General features: G+C 62.1%; 13 protein-coding genes. All 13 read right to left on the reverse strand.

Annotated features, from left to right (window positions below; all coding sequences use genetic code 11):
* Positions 1-6 precede the first annotated feature (6 nt).
* The 13 genes from ligA to MHY87_RS02120 all read right to left on the reverse strand — a co-directional run bounded on the left by ligA (position 7) and on the right by MHY87_RS02120 (position 17,801).
* Positions 7-2,682, reverse strand: a complete 2,676-nt coding sequence (gene ligA, locus MHY87_RS02060; RefSeq protein WP_239348886.1) for an NAD-dependent DNA ligase LigA — start codon at positions 2,680-2,682, stop codon at positions 7-9.
* An 81-nt stretch (positions 2,683-2,763) separates the two neighbouring features.
* Positions 2,764-3,945 (reverse strand): multidrug effflux MFS transporter, encoded by a 1,182-nt coding sequence (locus MHY87_RS02065; protein WP_239348888.1) that lies wholly within the window; start codon positions 3,943-3,945, stop codon positions 2,764-2,766.
* Positions 3,946-4,128: 183 nt separating this feature from the next.
* Positions 4,129-5,805, reverse strand: a complete 1,677-nt coding sequence (gene recN, locus MHY87_RS02070; RefSeq protein ID WP_239348890.1) for a DNA repair protein RecN — start codon at positions 5,803-5,805, stop codon at positions 4,129-4,131.
* 15 nt (positions 5,806-5,820) lie between these two features.
* On the reverse strand, positions 5,821-6,717 hold the full coding sequence (locus tag MHY87_RS02075) for an outer membrane protein assembly factor BamD (protein WP_239348892.1): 897 nt from the start codon (positions 6,715-6,717) through the stop codon (positions 5,821-5,823).
* 180 nt (positions 6,718-6,897) lie between these two features.
* Positions 6,898-7,842: a UDP-3-O-acyl-N-acetylglucosamine deacetylase gene (gene lpxC / locus MHY87_RS02080; protein ID WP_239348894.1), complete on the reverse strand. Its 945-nt coding sequence runs from the start codon at positions 7,840-7,842 to the stop codon at positions 6,898-6,900.
* 271 nt (positions 7,843-8,113) lie between these two features.
* Positions 8,114-9,811, reverse strand: coding sequence for a cell division protein FtsZ (gene ftsZ / locus MHY87_RS02085; RefSeq protein ID WP_239348896.1), 1,698 nt, complete (start codon positions 9,809-9,811; stop codon positions 8,114-8,116).
* Between the two features lie 102 nt (positions 9,812-9,913).
* A complete protein-coding gene (ftsA, locus tag MHY87_RS02090) occupies positions 9,914-11,236 on the reverse strand; it encodes a cell division protein FtsA (RefSeq protein WP_239348898.1) in 1,323 nt (440 codons plus the stop codon).
* On the reverse strand, positions 11,233-12,195 hold the full coding sequence (locus MHY87_RS02095) for a cell division protein FtsQ/DivIB (RefSeq protein WP_239348900.1): 963 nt from the start codon (positions 12,193-12,195) through the stop codon (positions 11,233-11,235). The genes ftsA and MHY87_RS02095 overlap by 4 nt, the downstream gene beginning before the upstream one ends.
* Complete coding sequence (locus MHY87_RS02100; protein ID WP_239348902.1) at positions 12,162-13,085, reverse strand: D-alanine--D-alanine ligase; 924 nt, start codon at positions 13,083-13,085, stop codon at positions 12,162-12,164. Before MHY87_RS02100 ends, MHY87_RS02095 begins: the two co-directional genes overlap by 34 nt.
* A 123-nt stretch (positions 13,086-13,208) precedes the next feature.
* Entirely contained in the window at positions 13,209-14,132 is a 924-nt protein-coding gene (gene murB / locus MHY87_RS02105) for a UDP-N-acetylmuramate dehydrogenase (RefSeq protein ID WP_239348904.1), read from the reverse strand.
* The gene (murC, locus tag MHY87_RS02110; protein WP_239348906.1) at positions 14,129-15,544 is read right to left on the reverse strand and encodes a UDP-N-acetylmuramate--L-alanine ligase; all 1,416 of its coding nucleotides are present in this window, start codon (positions 15,542-15,544) and stop codon (positions 14,129-14,131) included. The genes murB and murC overlap by 4 nt, the downstream gene beginning before the upstream one ends.
* Positions 15,541-16,659 carry an undecaprenyldiphospho-muramoylpentapeptide beta-N-acetylglucosaminyltransferase gene (gene murG, locus MHY87_RS02115; RefSeq protein ID WP_239348908.1) on the reverse strand — a complete coding sequence of 373 codons (1,119 nt, stop codon included), beginning with the start codon at positions 16,657-16,659 and terminating at the stop codon, positions 15,541-15,543. The genes murC and murG overlap by 4 nt, the downstream gene beginning before the upstream one ends.
* A complete protein-coding gene (locus MHY87_RS02120; protein ID WP_239348910.1) occupies positions 16,659-17,801 on the reverse strand; it encodes an FtsW/RodA/SpoVE family cell cycle protein in 1,143 nt (380 codons plus the stop codon). The genes murG and MHY87_RS02120 overlap by 1 nt, the downstream gene beginning before the upstream one ends.
* Position 17,802 lies beyond the last annotated feature (1 nt).

The following is a 17,802-nucleotide window of genomic DNA, read 5'->3' on the forward strand; positions in this document are numbered from 1 at the left end:
TTCCACTCACGAACCGTTACGCCCGACGAGGGCGAACCAGCCATCCTCGTCCATGACCTGAAGGCCAAGCTCGGCCGCTTTCGCGAGCTTCGAACCCGCGCCGGGACCGGCCACGACGATATCCGTTTTCTTGGAAACGGACCCCGCCACCTTAGCCCCGAGCCGCTCAGCCATGGCCTTCGCCTCCTCACGGGTCATCTGCTCGAGCGAGCCCGTAAAGACCACCGTCTTGCCGGCAACTGGAGATTCAGATGCCACCGTTTCATAGTCCTCTACATATACCGGCCGGCTATTAGGTTCATTTGAAAATGTCAGTGCATCAATCTCAGCCTTATTTCTTGGCTCCATAAAGAAATGAAGCACAGAATACAAAGCCTTCTCACCAAATCCATCTATCGAGATCACGTCCTCAAAATGTTTAGATTCCATAGACATCAAACGTGCGACGTCTGCAGATAAACTTGGCCAGCCATAATGTAACTTACGCGCATACTCAGATTGGGAAACATCGTAGTCTAATCGAGTAGCGAGATCGCTTAGCAGGCTGCCCCATAAACGATCTAACTGCTCTTCGATTTCAGAAATTGCATCATATGCTTTTTTGGATGAGGAGAAGTGTTCGAAAAACTTCTCTCGATTCTTTTCAGAAAATCTCTCTATCCTTGCCAGGCCTATCTCCCAATCATGCATGTTAGGAAGCTGGGAATTCTCACGTTTGAAGCGATGCATGTGCTCAATCAAGCGTCTGGCAATAATTGGCCCCACACCTTCTATGTAACGCAGCTTAGCTAGATTAACGCTTTCATAGTTGCTCTTCTCATGGAAAATATCGAAGAGCTCCTTAAGTTTTTCAGGGTCAGTGAGATCAAGTTTGCCCCCGAAGGCTGAACGAGCTTCATTTCCCCACAATTGAAGAACGAACGATACGCCCTCATTCATATAGTCATAGAAATTACTATAAGTATGAAAGTGTCTAGCTAGAAGCTTTGCGCTTGCCTCTCCAACATCAGGTATGCCCAGAGCATAGATAAAGCGATTAAGCGATATCGAGCGCTTTGCATTGATAGCGGCAAATAAATTACCGACACTTAGGCTTCCCCAGCCTTCTCGATTCTCTAGACGAGAAAGCCCCTGACGATTGCGGTGTTCAAGAGTGAAGATATCATGGGGAAGCCTGACTAAACCGATTTCGAATAGCTCATCAATGCGCTGTTCACCCATGCCTTCGATATCGAAGGCGTTGCGCGAGACGAAATGCTTCAGGCGTTCGCGCGCCTGCGCCGGGCAGATGAGGCCGCCGGTGCAGCGGCGTACCGCATCCTCCTTGCCCGTGCGCGGATTGACCTCGCGCACCGCATGGCTGCCGCAGGCCGGGCATTGCGTGGGAAATTCATAAGGCTTTGCATCAGAGGGGCGCTTGTCCAGCACTACATCGAGCACCTTCGGAATCACATCGCCTGCGCGGTTGATGATGACCGTATCGCCGATGCGGATATCGACGCCCTCGCGGATCTTTTCTCCGTTGCCGCCAATACCCTTGATGTAATCCTCGTTGTGCAACGTCGCATTCGACACGACGACGCCGCCGACGGTGACAGGGCGCAGTCGCGCAATGGGATTGAGCGAGCCCGTGCGGCCCACATTGATCTCGATGCCTTCCAACACCGTCACCGCTTTCTGCGCGGGGAATTTGTGCGCCAACGCCCAACGGGGCGAACGCGACACGAAGCCGAGGCGCTGTTGCAGGTTCAAATCATCGATTTTGTAGACGACACCGTCGATGTCGTAGCCTAGATTGGCGCGATCCGTCTCGATGGCATGATAATGCTCGAGCATCTCCGCAACGCTGGAGCAACGGCGCGTGAGCTTATTGACCTTGAAGCCGAAGGCGCGCAGGGCATCCATCATGCCGTGTTGCGTATCGGCGGGCATGGCGCTCACCTCGCCCCACGCATAGGCGAAGAAACAGAGCGGACGCGATTTCGTAATGTTTGGATCGAGCTGGCGCAGGCTGCCGGCAGCAGCATTGCGCGGATTGGCGAAGAGCGGCTTGCCTGCCGCCTCCTGCCGCTCATTGATGGCTGCGAAATCCTTGTGCGAGAGATAAACCTCGCCGCGCACCTCGAACACCTCGGGAATGTTCGATCCTTTCAGCACATGCGGAATGTCTTCGACCGTGCGCGCATTCGCCGTCACGTCCTCGCCTTCCGCGCCATCGCCGCGCGTGGCCGCCGAGACGAGCTTGCCCTTCTCATAGCGGATACTGAGCGAGAGGCCGTCGATCTTGGGCTCAGCCGTGAAAATCAACTGCGCATCCGCCTTCCATTGTAGGAAGCGGCGGATGCGCTCGACGAACTCTTCGACCTCCTCGTCTGCGAACCCGTTCGAGAGGGACAGCATCGGTATGCGGTGCTTGATCTTGGCAAACTTTTCCGATGCTCTGGAGCCGACCTTCTGCGTCAGGCTTTCCGAGGTCTTGAGCTCGGGAAACATCCCCTCCAGCGCCTCGTAGCGCTTGCGCAGGGTGTCGTATTCCGCGTCCGAGACCGTGGGCGCATCTTCCTCGTAATAGCGCCGGTCATGCTCCGCGATTTCAGCCCCCAGAGCCTCGTGCTCGGCACGCGCTTCGGAGAGGTTCAATTGGTCGACAGGCTTCAGGGAAGGTGCGTTTTGTGCGGACATGGTCGAATCGAGGTTGGTGTCGATTGAACCATAGCGTCTTGGCCGCGACTCTCCAGGGTTAAGGCCCTAGATAATTCCTGCTCAAGCCTCGTCAGCGTCCTCGTTCCGCAAGGCGCCCACAAATGCGGCTTGGCTGATGATACCCGAGGCTGCCAACACGCAGGCCGCCGCAAGCGCCGGATCATGACCCAGCCCGGACAAGGAAGTGCAGACGGCGCCGACAGCCATTTGCGCGAACCCGTAAAGCCCCGCTGCCGAACCGATCAGCCTGGGATTGACGCTCACGGCCTTGGTCAGGGCTGCCGGGCTCGACAGGCCCGCTCCCATCGTGAACAGGATCATGAGGCCAACGGCTGAGAATACATCGACCATTCCCAACAGAACGAGGCTGAGAAGTACCAAGGCGGAAACAGTGCTCAGGGCGTTGGCTCCCACCATCAGGCGCTCCATCTTTACCCTGCCGATGAAGCGGCTCGCCAAGGCGCTGCCGATGGAGGCACCCACTGCCATCAATCCGAGAGCAATACCCACTTCATAGGCCGGCCGGCCAAATTCCTCGAAGATGAAGGGAGAAGCCGCAATGAAGGCATATCCCGACGTCGTCGCGAAACTTCCGCCAATCGTGTAGCCGAGGAACGCACGCGATTTGAGAAGCCCCTTATAGTCGCGCCCTAAAGAGAGAACGCTGATCGCGCCGGAGGGCTGTCCCGTTTCCGGCAGGAGGCGCCATGCGAAGAGAAGGTTCGACGCACCAAGCGCGATGAGCAGCAGGAAGATGGAGCGCCAGCCGAAGGTGGAGGCGAGCAGCCCGCCGAAGAGCGGCGCAAGAGCCGGCCCGATCACCACAATGAGGTTCATTACGGCAAGCTGTCGGGCCGCCGTTTCGGGACCGGACATATCCCGCACCATGGCGCGTCCCAGAACCAGTCCGGCACAGCCGCCCAAGGCCTGAAAGAGCCGCGCGGCCACCAGTGCATAGACACCCGGCGCGACGGCAGCGGCAATCCCGGCTGCGGTGTAGAGAACAAGTCCGACCATCAGGATAGGTCTGCGCCCGAAACAGTCGGAAAGCGGCCCGTAGATGAGCTGCCCGAACGCCAGCCCGAGAATGTAGAGGCTGATGGTCATCTGCATGGAGGCGATGCTGGCGCCGAGATCCTGCGCGGCGATCGGGAGCGCCGGCACGAACATATGCATCGCCAGAGTGCCACTGAAGGTAATGAGCACCAGAAGCCAGAGAGCTGGCTTGCGCTTCAGACCCACAGTTGGGAGAGGTTCGTGCCTCACAAGGATGAAGCCCTGGGTTGGACAAGGAACGGCTCGGAAGCGGCATTGCACCGCTCAGGGTCGAAGACACTTGTTGACGCCTCGATACCTTATCAACTTGTTAGCCGGCTTCGATGAACTTCGGTAGAGGCTTAAACAGCATGCCTCCTGCGCGCCCTGTTAATGAGCAGCAGCTTCCAAAAGCCGCGCAGCCGCAGCGCGGGCTTCCTCGGTGATCGTCGCGCCTGCGAGCATCCGGGCAATTTCCTCGCGGCGCGGCGTTGCTTCCAGGGGCACGACCCGTGTCGCGACGCGATCTTCGGCCCCGTTGACGCCTTCCTTGGCAATCAGGAAATGGCTTTCGGCGCGGGCAGCCACCTGCGGGGCGTGAGTAACGGCCATGACTTGGACTCGCTTGGCCAGACGTCCGAGGCGTTGGCCGATGGCATCCGCCACCGCGCCGCCGACGCCGGTGTCGATTTCGTCGAACACGAGGGTCGGGGCGGAGCCCTTGTCCGCCAGCACAACCTTGAGGGCCAGCATGAAGCGCGACAGCTCACCGCCCGAGGCCACCTTCATGAGGGGGCCAGGACGGGTGCCTGGATTGGTCTGGGCCCAGAACTCCACCCGCTCGAAGCCTGCCGGGTCGCGGCTGTCCTCGTCGGTCTGGATTTCGGTGATGAACTTGGCGCGCTCCAGCTTCAAGGGCGGCAGTTCCGCCTGCACGGCGGTATCCAACGCTTGGGCCGCCTTCTTGCGGCCAGCGGAGAGCTTCCGGGCGGCAGCTAGATAAGCCTGATCGGCTTCCTTCAGTGCGGCCTCGAAGCCGGCAAGACGCTCCTCGCCGGCGTCGATTGCGGATACGTCACCCTCGAAGCGCTGCCGGAGAGCCGCTAGCTCATCGGCGGGCACGTCGTACTTGCGGGCGGCAGCGCGAAGGGCGAAGAGACGCTCCTCGGTCTGTTCCAGCTCACGGGGGTCATATTCCGTGGCGCGGATCGCCTCTTCCAGGGCCGCCCGGGCCTCGTCGATGGCGACGAGCGCCGCATCGAGGGCTTTCACGCTCGGGTCCACGAGAGCAGGCGCCTGGGCACTGCGGCGCTCCAGCTTGCGCACGGCCGCCGAAAGCTCCGGAATGGGAGATGAGTTGCCCGCGACAGCCTCGAAGGCTTCGTTCAGATCCTGCGCGACCTTTTCGGATTGCATCATGACAACCCGGCGCTCAGCCAGGGCCTCCTCCTCACCCGCTTGCGGGTTGAGCTTGGACAGCTCCTCAACGGCATGACGCAGGAAATCGGCCTCCTTGCGGGCCTTGTCGATGCGGCTGCGATGTTCCTGCAGGGCCGCCCTCGCCTCCCGCACGCGGCGTGCGGCCTCGGACACGGATTGCAGCTCATCGGAAAGGCCGCCGAAGGCATCGAGAATGGCGCGATGGCTGACGGGATCGACGAGGGCGCGGTCGTCGTGCTGGCCATGGATCTCGACTAGGGTCGCACCGATGGCCTTGAGAACCTGGACGCTCACGGGCTGATCGTTGACGAAGGCGCGGGTGCGCCCGTCCGCCACCTGGACGCGTCGCAGAATCAGGTCCCCATCCACATCGATCTCCGCCTCAGCCGCAATGCGGCGGGCCGGATGATCCATCGGGCAATCGAAGACAGCCGTCACCTGCCCCTGAGACTCGCCGTGGCGAACGAGGCTTCCATCACCGCGCCCGCCAAGAGCCAGGGCAAAGGCGTCGAGCAGGATAGACTTGCCCGCGCCCGTTTCACCCGTGAGGACGGAAAGGCCCTCACGGAAATGAAGCTCAAGCCTGTCGATGAGGACGATGTCGCGTATCGCCAGCTGGATCAGCATGGGAGGGAGGCTTACTTACCCCGCCCGCTGACCGACCTGGGGAACGCCGCGGAAGGCCTTGCTGATCCAGGACTGGGAGTCCTCGCGCGGCTCGACGCCGCCCTTGGTCAGCAATGCATGCGCGTCCTTGTACCAGGAGCTGTCAGGGAAATTGTGGCCGAGAACGGCGGCGGCCGTCTGCGCCTCGCTGACGATGCCCATGGCCATGTAGGCTTCGGCGAGGCGCTGAAGGGCCTCCTCCGTATGGCGGGTCGTCTGATAGCGCGAAACTACGGTGCGGAACCGGTTGATGGCGCCGGAATAGTTGCGCTTCTGCAGGTAGAAGCGGCCAACCTCCATCTCCTTGCCGGCGAGCTGGTCGCTGGCCACTTGGATCTTCTTCTTCGCGTCAGCCACGTATTCCGACTGCGGGTAACGCTGCACCAGATCCTGGAGAGAGGAAATGGCACGCTCGGAAGTGGCCTGATCGCGGGTGATGTCCGGAATTTGATCGTAATAGGACGATGCCATCAGGTACTGGGCATAGGCTGCGTCCGAGGTGTTCGGGTGCTGTTGGAGATAGCGCTTGGAGGCGGTGATGGCCTCCTCGTACATGCCGCCTTCATAGCTGGCATAGGCCTCCATGATCAGCCCTTTGCGCGCCCACTCGGAATAGGGGTACTGGCGGTCGAGGCTGCTGAACTTCTTGGCCGCGCCTTCGAAGTCCTGCTTCTGGACCCGGGCGAGACCGTCGTTGTAGATCTCTTCAGCCGGTGTATCGGCGACGATCTCCGGCTTATAGGTTTCGCTCTTGTCGAAGGGATTGATCGACGACAGGGTATCGCAGCCCGCGAGCGCCAGACCGCAGGCGCCAACCAGCAGCGCGCGTCCAGCAACAGCTCTCAAGCTCAAGTAAACCTTCGCGAAAGACATGCCTCGCGGTCCTCCAAAAACGGTGCCCGGTGATTTTTAACGATGCACCGAGGTTCTTTAACCTATGCGGGGGTCAAGAGCCAACCCCATCCGGGAGGCTTTACCCAATTGGATGGAGCAAAGCCGCACGAAATCGTGCGGCCAAAGGGCGCTCGCGTGAGCTTTCTCTTCGAAAAAGGCTCAGTGGACCTCGGGAGCGAAAGCCGTCATGGCCGCGCTGCTCACGTCCACATAGCCCGTCTCGCGGCGCGGAACGGCGTCCACGATGGCGTAGTTCGAGCGGCTCGAGAACAGGGCCTCAAGCACGGAGAAGTTCAAGCGATGGCCACCGCAATAGGAGCGGTAGGTGCCGAGCAGCGGCAGGCCGGCGAGCGAGAGATCGCCCACGGCGTCGAGCAGCTTGTGGCGCACGAACTCGTCCGCATAGCGCAGGCCTTCCGGGTTCATGATGCCGTCATCGCCGATGGCGACCGTGTTTTCGAGGGAAGCGCCAAGGGCGAAACCGGCGCTCCAGAGCTTCTCCACATCGCGCATGAAGCCGAAGGTGCGGGCGCGAGAGATTTCGCGGCGGAACACGGAAGGCGACAGGTCGACGGCCTTGCGCTGACGGCCGATCACCGGGGTCGGGAAATCGATTTCCACATCGAGGCGGAAGGCGCGCTCATTCGGGAGAAGCTCAGCAAAGGCCTTGCCCTGGCTCACGCGAACCGGCTTGAGAACCTTGAGGTAACGGCGGGTCGCGCCCTGAGCCACGATGCCGACCTGATCGATGGCGTCAATATAGGGGGCCGAGCTGCCGTCGAGAATCGGAACTTCCGCACCATCAACCTCGACCAGGACGTTGTCGATGCCGAGGCCTGTCAGAGCGGCCATGAGGTGCTCGATGGTCGCCACAGCCCCGCTCTCGCGATCACCGATCACGGTGCAGAGCTCGGTGGCGGTCACCGCCAGATGGCGGGCGTCGATGAGGCGGTCCAGGCCGCCCGGCAGGCCGGTGCGCAGGAAAGCAATGCCATGGTTCACCTCCGCGGGGTGGAGGATCATCTTCACCTCGTCCCCGGAATGGACGCCGATGCCTACGAGCGTAACGGCGGCGCGGAGCGTGGTTTGATGGCTTTGCTTCATTATCTCTGAACCTCGAACAAGATCGCCGCTTGGATTGAAGAACCGCTGCGCGATACGTTCGTGTAATTTCTTTGATGGGCGGGATCGAACTGGACCCTGCCCTTTCGACAAGGGCAACATAGTCTCCGCCTTAGGCTAGGCCAAATCACGCTTTTTTACGTTCTGTTACAAGCTCGGTGAAAATTAACCCCTTGTTAACAAACGGATTTATGCAAAAAGGCCCCGGCTGCCTGAGCAACCGAAGCCTTTGTCTGTAACAATCCGGTCAGGCTTAGTTGGCCTGGCGACGGAGGAAGGCGGGAATCTCCAGCTGATCGTCCTCCATACCGCGCTGAGCAGGAGCCTGGGCGGGGCGCTGGGCCTGGGGAGCCGGACGGCGGGCGTACTCGGCATGAACCGGGGACATCTGCTGACGCGGGGCCTCCTGACGGGGAGCCTGCTCGGCCGGAGCGTGGTGCTGAGCCTCCTCGCGGCGACCGAAGCCCATGGTGGCCAGACGCTGGATCAGGGACGGCTTATGCTCCTGAACCGGGTCGATCTCGCCACGGCTGGCGCGGATCTGATTCTGAGCCGGGATCGGCAGCTCGTCGATTCGCGGCATCCGGGCCGGACGCATGGCGCGCTCGGCCTGCGGCGGGATGAACGAGTCTTCCATCGCCGGCTCGTCATAGACGGGCGCTTGAGGAGCCGGGGCCTCATAGGCCATGGCGGGCTTCGGCTGGGCCGGTGTCAGAACCACGTCGTCGCGCACCACCGGCTGGGGAGCCGGTTCCATGGCCTGAGGAGCCACGGGAGCGGGAGCGAGGACGGGAGTGCCCTCGGTCAGGATGTGCTGGGCAGCCTTCACCGGCTCGGCAAGCTGGGGGTTGGCGCGAAAGGTGGGGGTAGCCTGGGTGACTGCCTGGGTATGCGTGGCGCGGGCGCGAGCCTCGGCGCGCAGGCGCTCGGCCACCTCGGAGATCCGCTGCTCGGTGGCGGAGATATCGCCACCGTTTTCCAGGATCGCGTGGTCGATGCCGGTGGCCACCACGGACACGCGGATGATGCCTTCCAGGCTCTCGTCGAAGGTGGCGCCGAGGATGATGTTGGCATCCTGATCCACTTCCTCGCGGATGCGAGTGGCGGCTTCGTCGAGTTCGTAGAGGGTGAGGTCGTTGCCGCCCGTGATCGAGATCAGCAGGCCGCGGGCGCCCTTCATCGACACGTCGTCGAGGAGCGGGTTGGCAATGGCAGCCTCGGCGGCACGGATCGCGCGCTTCTCGCCGGAAGCCTCGCCGGTGCCCATCATCGCCTTGCCCATGCCGCGCATGACGGAGCGGACGTCGGCGAAGTCGAGGTTGATGAGACCTTCCTTGACCATGAGATCAGTGATGCAGGCCACGCCCGAATAGAGCACCTGATCGGCCATCGCGAAAGCGTCTGCGAAGGTGGTCTTCTCGGTGGCGACGCGGAAGAGGTTCTGGTTCGGGATGACGATGAGGGTATCGACAGCTTGCTGCAGCTCGGCAATGCCGGCTTCGGCAAGCTTCATGCGGCGCACGCCCTCGAACTGGAACGGCTTCGTGACGACGCCGACCGTGAGGATGCCGAGTTCGCGTGCAGCGCGAGCCACGACCGGAGCAGCGCCCGTGCCGGTGCCGCCGCCCATACCGGCGGTGATGAACACCATGTGGGAGCCGGCGAGCTGATCGCGGATCTCATCGATCACCTCTTCGGCTGCAGCGCGGCCGACTTCCGGCTGCGAGCCTGCGCCGAGGCCTTCAGTCACCTGAATGCCCATCTGGATCACGCGCGGAGCCTTGGAGGAGGCAAGTGCTTGTGCGTCGGTGTTCGACACCACGAACTCGACGCCCTCCAGACCCGACTCGATCATGTTGTTCACGGCGTTGCCGCCAGCGCCGCCGACACCGAAGACAGTGATGTGCGGCTTGAGTTCCCGGATGTCCGGAGATTGCGAATTGATTGCCATGACCTGTGCCTCTTTGGCCTTTTGACTGACAGCGTTTGGCCGACGCTTACCCTGGTTGACTTGAACTCCCGCGATGACCCGCCGCGTCATCACGTTACGCATTTAAAAACTGTCGCGAATCCACCGGCCCACCCGCGAGAAGTAGCCGTCGGTTCCCGTACTCTGAAACAAGCCGCTCGAGCGCGGCTCGAAATACTCGATATGCGCCACCTGGGGATAGACCAGGAGGCCGACCACCGCCGAAAAAGCGGGGCCCTTCGCCGCTTCCGGCAGACCCTTGATGCCGAGCGGACGCCCGACACGAACCTGGCCCTGCAGAATGCGGCGCGCCGTTTCAGGCAAGCCCACGAGCTGGCTCGCGCCACCCGTTAGCACGACGCGCCGTCCGGCCTGGGCCGCAAAGCCCGCGCCTTTGAGGCGATCGCGCACGAGTTCGAGAATTTCCTCGACCCGCGGCTTGATGATGCGAACGAGATGCGACTTCGGCAGATGGTTCGGAACATCCCGTTCGTCCTCATCGACCTGCGGCACCGCGATCATGTCCCGGTCATCCGCGCTCGAAGTGATCGCGGAGCCGTAGAGAGTCTTGAGCCGCTCGGCAGCGGAGACGCGTGTCGTGAGACCGCGCGCGATATCCATGGTCACGTGATGACCGCCGACGGCGATGGCATCCGTATGTACGAGATGCCCGTTGGAGAAGATGCCCACGCTCGTGGTGCCCGCACCCATGTCGACGACGGCGCAGCCCATATCGGCCTCGTCATCGACCAGAGCCGAAAGACCCGCGGCATAAGGAGATGCGATCACCGCCTCGATACCGAGGTGGCAGCGCTCGACCGCGAGCATGAGATTACGCGCAGCTGCAGCTTCCGTGGTGACCACGTGAAGATCGACGCCGAGCTGCTCGCCGATCATGCCTGCGGGATCCACGATGTGGTTCTGCTGATCGAGCGAGAAGCCCGTCGGCAGAGCGTGAAGAACCGCCCTGCCCCGGCGCAGATCGTAATCGGAGGCCACATCGAGAACACGATGAACGTCGCCTGCATTCACGGCGCCGCGCACCGGAATATGCGCATCGAAGTGCTCGGAGGCGAGACGGCCGCCGGTGAGGTTCACGATCACCGACTGAATTTCGACCTTCGCCATCCGCTCGGCCGCGTGGACGGCCTGGCGAATGCAAGTTTCCGCTGCTTCCAGATCGACAACGACGCCGCCCTTCAAGCCAGCGGAGCGCTGATGGCCGATGCCGAGGATGCGCGCCACATGGGTGCGACTGCGCAGGGACTCAACCTCATCGGCAGGCTTCAGCTCCGCCACGACGCAGACCACCTTGCTCGTTCCGATGTCGAGGACCGAGAGAATGGCGCTCTTGCGCGCAGACAAAGGCTTGAGACGCGGCGTTAGCCCGTGACCCGAGAGACTCATGTATCGACCCCCTTGCCGCGCATCGGTTTTTTCTTGAGGGACTCGGCGCGGGCCAGAGCCGCCTCTTCTGTCAGACGCACCACGACGCGATCTGCCATGCGCAGATCGATCGCGAGCACGTCCTTTTCCAAAATCTTTTGTTCGTTCTCGAGCTTCACGAGACGGGCCAGCGCATCGGCTGCGCCCTTCTCCGGCAGGCGCACATCCATGCCGTTGTCCATCTTCAGCGTCCAGCGACGTCCGGAGACGAGCGTGCCGGCACGGATGCGCCCTTTCAGCGGACCAGCCGCGTCGAGAAGCGCGAAATATTCCTTGCTGCGGACATTGGCGCTCTCGCCCACCACGAAGGGCAGATCGGTGAAGCGCTCGTCCTGCATGAGATCGATGACGGTGCCGTCGGAAGCGATGATGAAAAGCTCGCCGTTATGCTGCCACAGCGCATACGGCTTGCGCTCGGTGAGCGTGATCACGAGCTCGTTCGGATAGAGCTTGCGCACGGCAGCGCTCTCGACCAACGGCACGCGCTCGAGGCGCTCGCGTAGGTCATTCACATCGAGGAACACCAGCGACTGCTTGGCGTTGAGGCCGCCGGCCGCGAGAACCTCGCTCTCGCGCATCTGCGAGATGCCGGAGATCGTGATGCTCTCCAGGCCCAGTCCGAGCGTGCGGGCCAGGGCGTGATGCGGCTGGCCGTTCTCACGGATGAAGGCATCGAGGTGTCCGCCCTGCCAGAGGCCGAGCGTCACGACGCCGGCATAGAAACCGAGGGTGAGCCAGGTGCCCAGGAAACGGGGAATGCGCTTCTCGAGCGAAACGCCGGCGGAACGACGCCGGACACTCCGCGAGGAGCCGAAGACCTTTTTGATTCGGGGGGGCTGCCTGTGGGAGGCAGCGCGCGCAGCAACAACGCCAGCCGGGTAGGCTGTCATCGATTGCAGGTAGCGTCCTCCACCATCCATTGCACAAGCTCGCCAAAGGTATAGCCCGCGTGGGCTGCCAGTTCTGGCACCAAGCTCGTCTCGGTCATGCCGGGTTGCGTGTTGACCTCCAGGACCACGAGTTCCCCGGTTCCCCCGGGTGTGTCGTCATACCGTAAGTCGGCGCGGCTGATTCCCCTGCAGCCGAGCGCTTGATGCGCCGTTAACGCCAACTCTTGGACCTTTTGGTAAATATTCGGTTTAATTTCTGCCGGCAGGACGTGAATGGACCCGCCCTTCACATACTTTGCGTCATAATCGTAGAAGACCCCGGTCGCCGGGCGGATATCGATGACCCCCAGCGCCTTGTCACCCATGACCGCGCAGGTAAGCTCACGGCCCGCAACATATGATTCTACAAGGACTTTCTCGCCGAAAGCCCAGTCCTCACGCAGCAGCTCCTGGGGCGGATGGGAGCGGTCTTCGCGGACGATGATAACCCCCACGGAGGAGCCCTCGCTCACGGGTTTCACTACATAGGGAGCCGGAAGCACGTGGCTTTTGGCCGCTTCCATTCTGTTAACAACCACACCTTTCGGCACGGGAACCCCGGCAGCGGCCATGATGACCTTCGCCTTGTCCTTCTGCATGGCCAGGGCCGAGGCGAGCACGCCGGAATGGGTGTAAGGAATTCTCAGGACCTCCAGGAGGCCCTGGATGGTGCCGTCCTCGCCGACGCGGCCGTGAAGGGCGTTGAACACCACATCCGGCGCCGTCGCCTGGAGAACGGTTGCAATATCGGGCTGCACATCGATGGGAGTGACCTTGTATCCCTGCCCTTCCAAGGCATTGCAGCAGGCCCGGCCCGTCGCGAGGCTCACCTCGCGCTCCGCGGACCAGCCGCCATAGAGAACCGCAACGTGCTTGGCCATGACATGCTCCTTGAACTGCACCGGCCCTAATCAAGCAGGCTGGCGTTAACAAAGTGATTCGCACCGTATTCTCAGGCGAAGCGGGTCCGATTCGCCTTTAAGCAATTGCGGCAGGCTAAAAGGCTACGCCAGATTGCGACCGACGCGTTTGATTTCCCATTCGAGCTCAACGCCCGACATCTCGTGGACCCGGCGGCGCACTTCCTCACCGAGGTTCTCGATATCGGCAGCCGAGGCAGAGCCGTGGTTGATCAGGAAGTTGCAGTGCATCTCAGAGACCTGAGCATCCCCAATGCGAAGCCCGCGGCACCCGGCGGCATCCACCAGCTCCCACGCCTTCTTGCCTGGAGGGTTCTTGAAGGTGGAGCCCCCCGTGCGGGTATTGACCGGCTGCGTGGAGGAGCGCGCCTCGGTGATGGCGTTCATCTCGGCGAGAATCTCTTCCGGGTTACCGGGGCGGCCTTCGAAGAGAGCTTCGATGAAGATCACATCATCCGGCACGCTCGAATGGCGATAGGTGAAGCCCATCTGCGCATTGGTAAAGGACACGAACTCGCCGGTGCGGGCCACGCCCCTTGCTTCGATGAGCACATCCTTCGTCTCGCCGCCATAGGCGCCGCCATTCATGCGAAGCGCTCCGCCGATGGCACCGGGAATGCCGCGCAGGAACGAGAGTCCCGCGATCCCCGCTTCCGCCGCCGCGCGCGCCACCTTCACGTCGGGAGCGCCTGCACCCGCGCGAACGCGCAGGCCCGGCTCGATGGAGACTTCGGCAAACCCTTTTCCGAGCCGGACGATCACGCCTTCCCATCCACCGTCTCGGATGAGCAAATTGGAGCCCAAGCCCACAACAAGCACCGGCATCTGCTGATCGAGGTGCTGCAGGAAATAGGCGAGATCGTCGGCATCGGCCGGCGTGAACAGCACCTGAGCCGGGCCGCCCGTGCGAAACCAGGAGAGCGGCGCCGTCGGCGCATTCGCCTCCAGCTTGCCGCGCAACTCCGGCATTCCAGCCCTCAGCTCAGGAGTGATGTCCTTGAACATCAAGCAGCCTTTTCGCCCAGGGCCTCAAGCTCGCCTGGGAGCGCATAAGCCCATTGCGTGATGTTGCCTGCCCCGAGGCAGATCACATAATCGCCCGGCTTCGCCACGCCCTTGATGAGGCCAGCGAGATCTTCCGACTTTTCGAGCGCCATCACATTGCGATGACCGCGCGCCTTCAAACCCGACACGAGACCATCGCGGTCGGCACCGGGGATAGGCTGTTCGCCTGCGGCGTAAACCGGCGCGACGATAACCGCATCCGCATCGTTGAAGCAGGTGCAGAATTGATCGAAGAGCGAGTTCAGGCGCGAATAGCGATGCGGCTGCACGACGGCAATGACTTGCCCTTCCGTCGAAGCACGCGCGGCTTTCAGCACAGCGGCAATCTCAATGGGATGGTGGCCGTAATCGTCGAACACGGTAACGCCGTTCCATTCGCCGGTGCGGGTGAAGCGGCGCTTCACGCCGCCAAAGCCGGAAAGCGCCTTGCGGATCGCATCGGGCGAGACGCCGAGTTCATGTGCGACGGCAATCGCCGCCGTGGCGTTGAGCGCATTGTGCGCGCCCGGCATCGGCAGAACGAGGTCTTCGAGCTCGAGGCGGAAGCCGGGACGGCGGTCGCGGATCATCACGCGGAACTTGGTCTGCCCGCCGCGCGGATCGATATCCATGATGCGCACATCGGCCTGCGGATTCTCGCCATAGGTGATGATGCGGCGATCCTCGATGCGGCCAACGAGATCCTGCACCGTAGGATGATCGATGCACATGACCGCGAAGCCATAGAACGGAATCGAATTGATGAAGGAATGGAAGGCTTCCTTGATCGCATCGAAGGTACCGAAGTGATCGAGGTGCTCGGCGTCGATATTGGTGACGATGGCGACGTCCGCCGGAAGCTTCAGGAAAGTGCCGTCGGATTCGTCCGCCTCCACCACCATCCACTGGCCGTCGCCCATGCGGGCATTGGTGCCATAGGCATTGATGATGCCGCCGTTGATGACGGTCGGGTCGAGGCCGCCCGCATCGAGCAGCGTTGCGACGAGCGAGGTCGTGGTGGTCTTGCCGTGCGTACCGGCGACAGCCACGCAGGACTTGAAACGCATGAGCTCGGCGAGCATCTCCGCGCGGCGCACGACGGGCAGGCGCTTCTCCCGCGCCACGATCAGCTCCGGATTGTCGCGCTTGATCGCGGTGGAGACCACGACGATCTCTGCATTCTCTACGTTCTCGGCCTTGTGGCCGATGAAGGTCTTGATGCCCTTCTCCTCGAGACGCTTGACGTTGTAATTGTCAGCCGCGTCAGAGCCCTGAACGGTGTAGCCCAGATTGTGCATGACCTCGGCGATGCCCGACATGCCAATGCCGCCGATACCGATGAAGTGAATGGGACCTAGCTTCGGCGGCAGTTTCATGAAGGCATTCCGTTCTTGTTAGAAGGTATCAGGTTGAGGACAGCGTGAGCGAGACGCTCGGCCGCATCCGTGATGCTGGCGCTATGTGCAGCGGCAGCGGCTTTGGTCAAGCTCTCAGGCTCTTGAAAAGCTGAACGAATCTCGTTCGCCAAGCGCTCAGGGGTGAATTCCGTTTGTGGGCAAACGATGGCAGCGCTAAGATCTCCAAGGGTTTTGGCGTTGGCAGCCTGGTCCTGATCGAGCGAACCCGGCAGGGGCACGAGGATCGAGGGGCGCCCGATCACCGCAAGCTCCGCGACCGTCGAGGCACCGGAGCGGGCGATGACGAGATGAGCTTCACCCAAGCGCTTCGGCAGGTCCTTGAAGAAGGGTTCGGCCTCGAATTCCACGCCGAGACGTTGATAATGGGCGCGGACCCGTTCCAGATCCTCTCCCCTCGCCTGCTGGGTGATGATGAGGCGAGCACGCAGCTCCGGCGGCAGAAGCTCGATGGCGGGTGGCACCACATCGCTCATTACCCGCGCACCCTGGCTGCCGCCGACGACGAGAAGGCGCAGCTTTCCATTGGGATCGAGTGGAGCATAGGCCTTCTTCGCCGCTTCCAGAACCGCAGGGCGGATGGGATTGCCGGTCTGGATCACCTGCCCGGACACTCCTGCCGGAATGCTTTTCGTATTCGCAAAGCCTGTCGCGATCACCGAGGCGCGACGGGCGAGCAGCTTGTTGGCACGGCCCATCACGCCATTGGCTTCATGGATCACCGTCGGCACTTTCAGGAGCGACGCGGCGATCACCGGCGGCACGGTGGGGTAGCCACCGAAACCGACGACGGCATCGGGCTTCAGCCGGCGAACGACGCCGGCGGCTTTCAGCGTTCCTTGCGCGAGGAGAAGCGCAGCTTTCGCCATCTTCGGGATCGAGCGGCCTGAGGGCGTGGCGGAGGGAATTTCGACGATCTCATCCGCCGGGAACGAGCCTGCATAAGCATTGGCGCGTTTGTCGGTGGCAAGCACCACGCGGCAGCCGGAAGCCTTCAGCACATTGGCAAGAGCTTCTGCCGGGAAGAGATGGCCGCCGGTCCCGCCTGCGGTGAGAAGAACGAGAGGCATCGTCATTACCGCTGCCAATCCTGATTGAAATTCTCCATCATCTCCGCGCGCGGGCGGCGGCGCGTGAGCGCGATGAGGAAGCCCATGCCGAGCGCCAGCGACAAAAGCGAGGAACCGCCATAGGAGATAAACGGCAGCGTCATGCCCTTGGCGGGCATGAGATGCACGTTCACCATCATGTTGATGGAAGCCTGGAGGCCGAACATGAGAATGAGGCCCGTTGCGGCCAGGCGGCAGAAGGTGTCCTCGTTGCGCTTGGCGAGCATCAGGCCGCGCAGCACGATGAACGCGAAGAGCACCAGCAAGGCAAGGCACACGACGATGCCGAACTCTTCCGCCGTCACCGCGAAGATGAAGTCCGTATGAGCGTCCGGCAGGATGCGCTTTACAGTGCCCTCCCCCGGACCGCGCCCCAGCCAGCCGCCGCGCGAAAAAGATTCCATGGCCGTATCGACCTGGAAGGTATCGCCGGAATCCTTGTCGAGGAAGCGCTCGAAGCGGGCGCGGACGTGCGGCAGGAATTCATAGGCCGCAACGATGCCGACAAGTCCCGCGCCACCAAGGCCCATCACCCAGAACCAGTGCAGTCCGGCGACGAAGAAGAGGCCGCACCACACGATGGTGACGAGCATGGTCTGGCCGAAATCGGGCTGAAGGATGAGCGGGATGATGGTGGCGGGCAGAAGCATCAACGCCATCAGCGCGCCCGGCATGTCCTTGCGCCGAGCGCCTTCAGAAAACGCCCAGGCAGCGAGAACGACGAAGGCGGGCTTCACGAATTCGGAAGGCTGAATGCCAAGCGGGCCGATGACGATCCAGCGATGCGCGCCCTTGATCTCGGGCCCGAACTGAAAGGCGAGCATGATGAGAACCATGCCGCCGATATAAACCAGCAAGGCCAGGCGCCGGATGTGACGCAGGGACAGAAACGACACCGGCAGCATGATGAGAAGCGCTGGAATGAGGAACAGCACCTGACGGTTCACGAAGTGAAAGGTCGAAAGCCCCAGACGCTCCGCGACCGGCGGGCCGCCTGCCATGAGAAAGACGAGACCGGCGAGCATCAGGATCGCGAGCGCCGCCAGCAGCAGCCGGTCGACGGTCCACCACCAATCGCTGAAAGCCGAGCGTTCCGCGCGCGATACCATC

This window comes from Microvirga sp. ACRRW (genome assembly GCF_022346925.1).
Lineage (GTDB): Bacteria > Pseudomonadota > Alphaproteobacteria > Rhizobiales > Beijerinckiaceae > Microvirga.

Coding starts and splice junctions, on each gene's coding strand:
- ligA (WP_239348886.1), bottom strand. CDS start 2,682: ATGTCCGCACAAAACGCACCTTCCCTGAAGCCTGTCGACCAATTGAAC.
- recN (WP_239348890.1), bottom strand. CDS start 5,805: ATGCTGATCCAGCTGGCGATACGCGACATCGTCCTCATCGACAGGCTT.
- MHY87_RS02075 (WP_239348892.1), bottom strand. CDS start 6,717: ATGTCTTTCGCGAAGGTTTACTTGAGCTTGAGAGCTGTTGCTGGACGC.
- lpxC (WP_239348894.1), bottom strand. CDS start 7,842: ATGAAGCAAAGCCATCAAACCACGCTCCGCGCCGCCGTTACGCTCGTA.
- ftsZ (WP_239348896.1), bottom strand. CDS start 9,811: ATGGCAATCAATTCGCAATCTCCGGACATCCGGGAACTCAAGCCGCAC.
- ftsA (WP_239348898.1), bottom strand. CDS start 11,236: ATGAGTCTCTCGGGTCACGGGCTAACGCCGCGTCTCAAGCCTTTGTCT.
- MHY87_RS02095 (WP_239348900.1), bottom strand. CDS start 12,195: ATGGATGGTGGAGGACGCTACCTGCAATCGATGACAGCCTACCCGGCT.
- MHY87_RS02100 (WP_239348902.1), bottom strand. CDS start 13,085: ATGGCCAAGCACGTTGCGGTTCTCTATGGCGGCTGGTCCGCGGAGCGC.
- murC (WP_239348906.1), bottom strand. CDS start 15,544: ATGAAACTGCCGCCGAAGCTAGGTCCCATTCACTTCATCGGTATCGGC.
- murG (WP_239348908.1), bottom strand. CDS start 16,659: ATGACGATGCCTCTCGTTCTTCTCACCGCAGGCGGGACCGGCGGCCAT.
- MHY87_RS02120 (WP_239348910.1), bottom strand. CDS start 17,801: ATGGTATCGCGCGCGGAACGCTCGGCTTTCAGCGATTGGTGGTGGACC.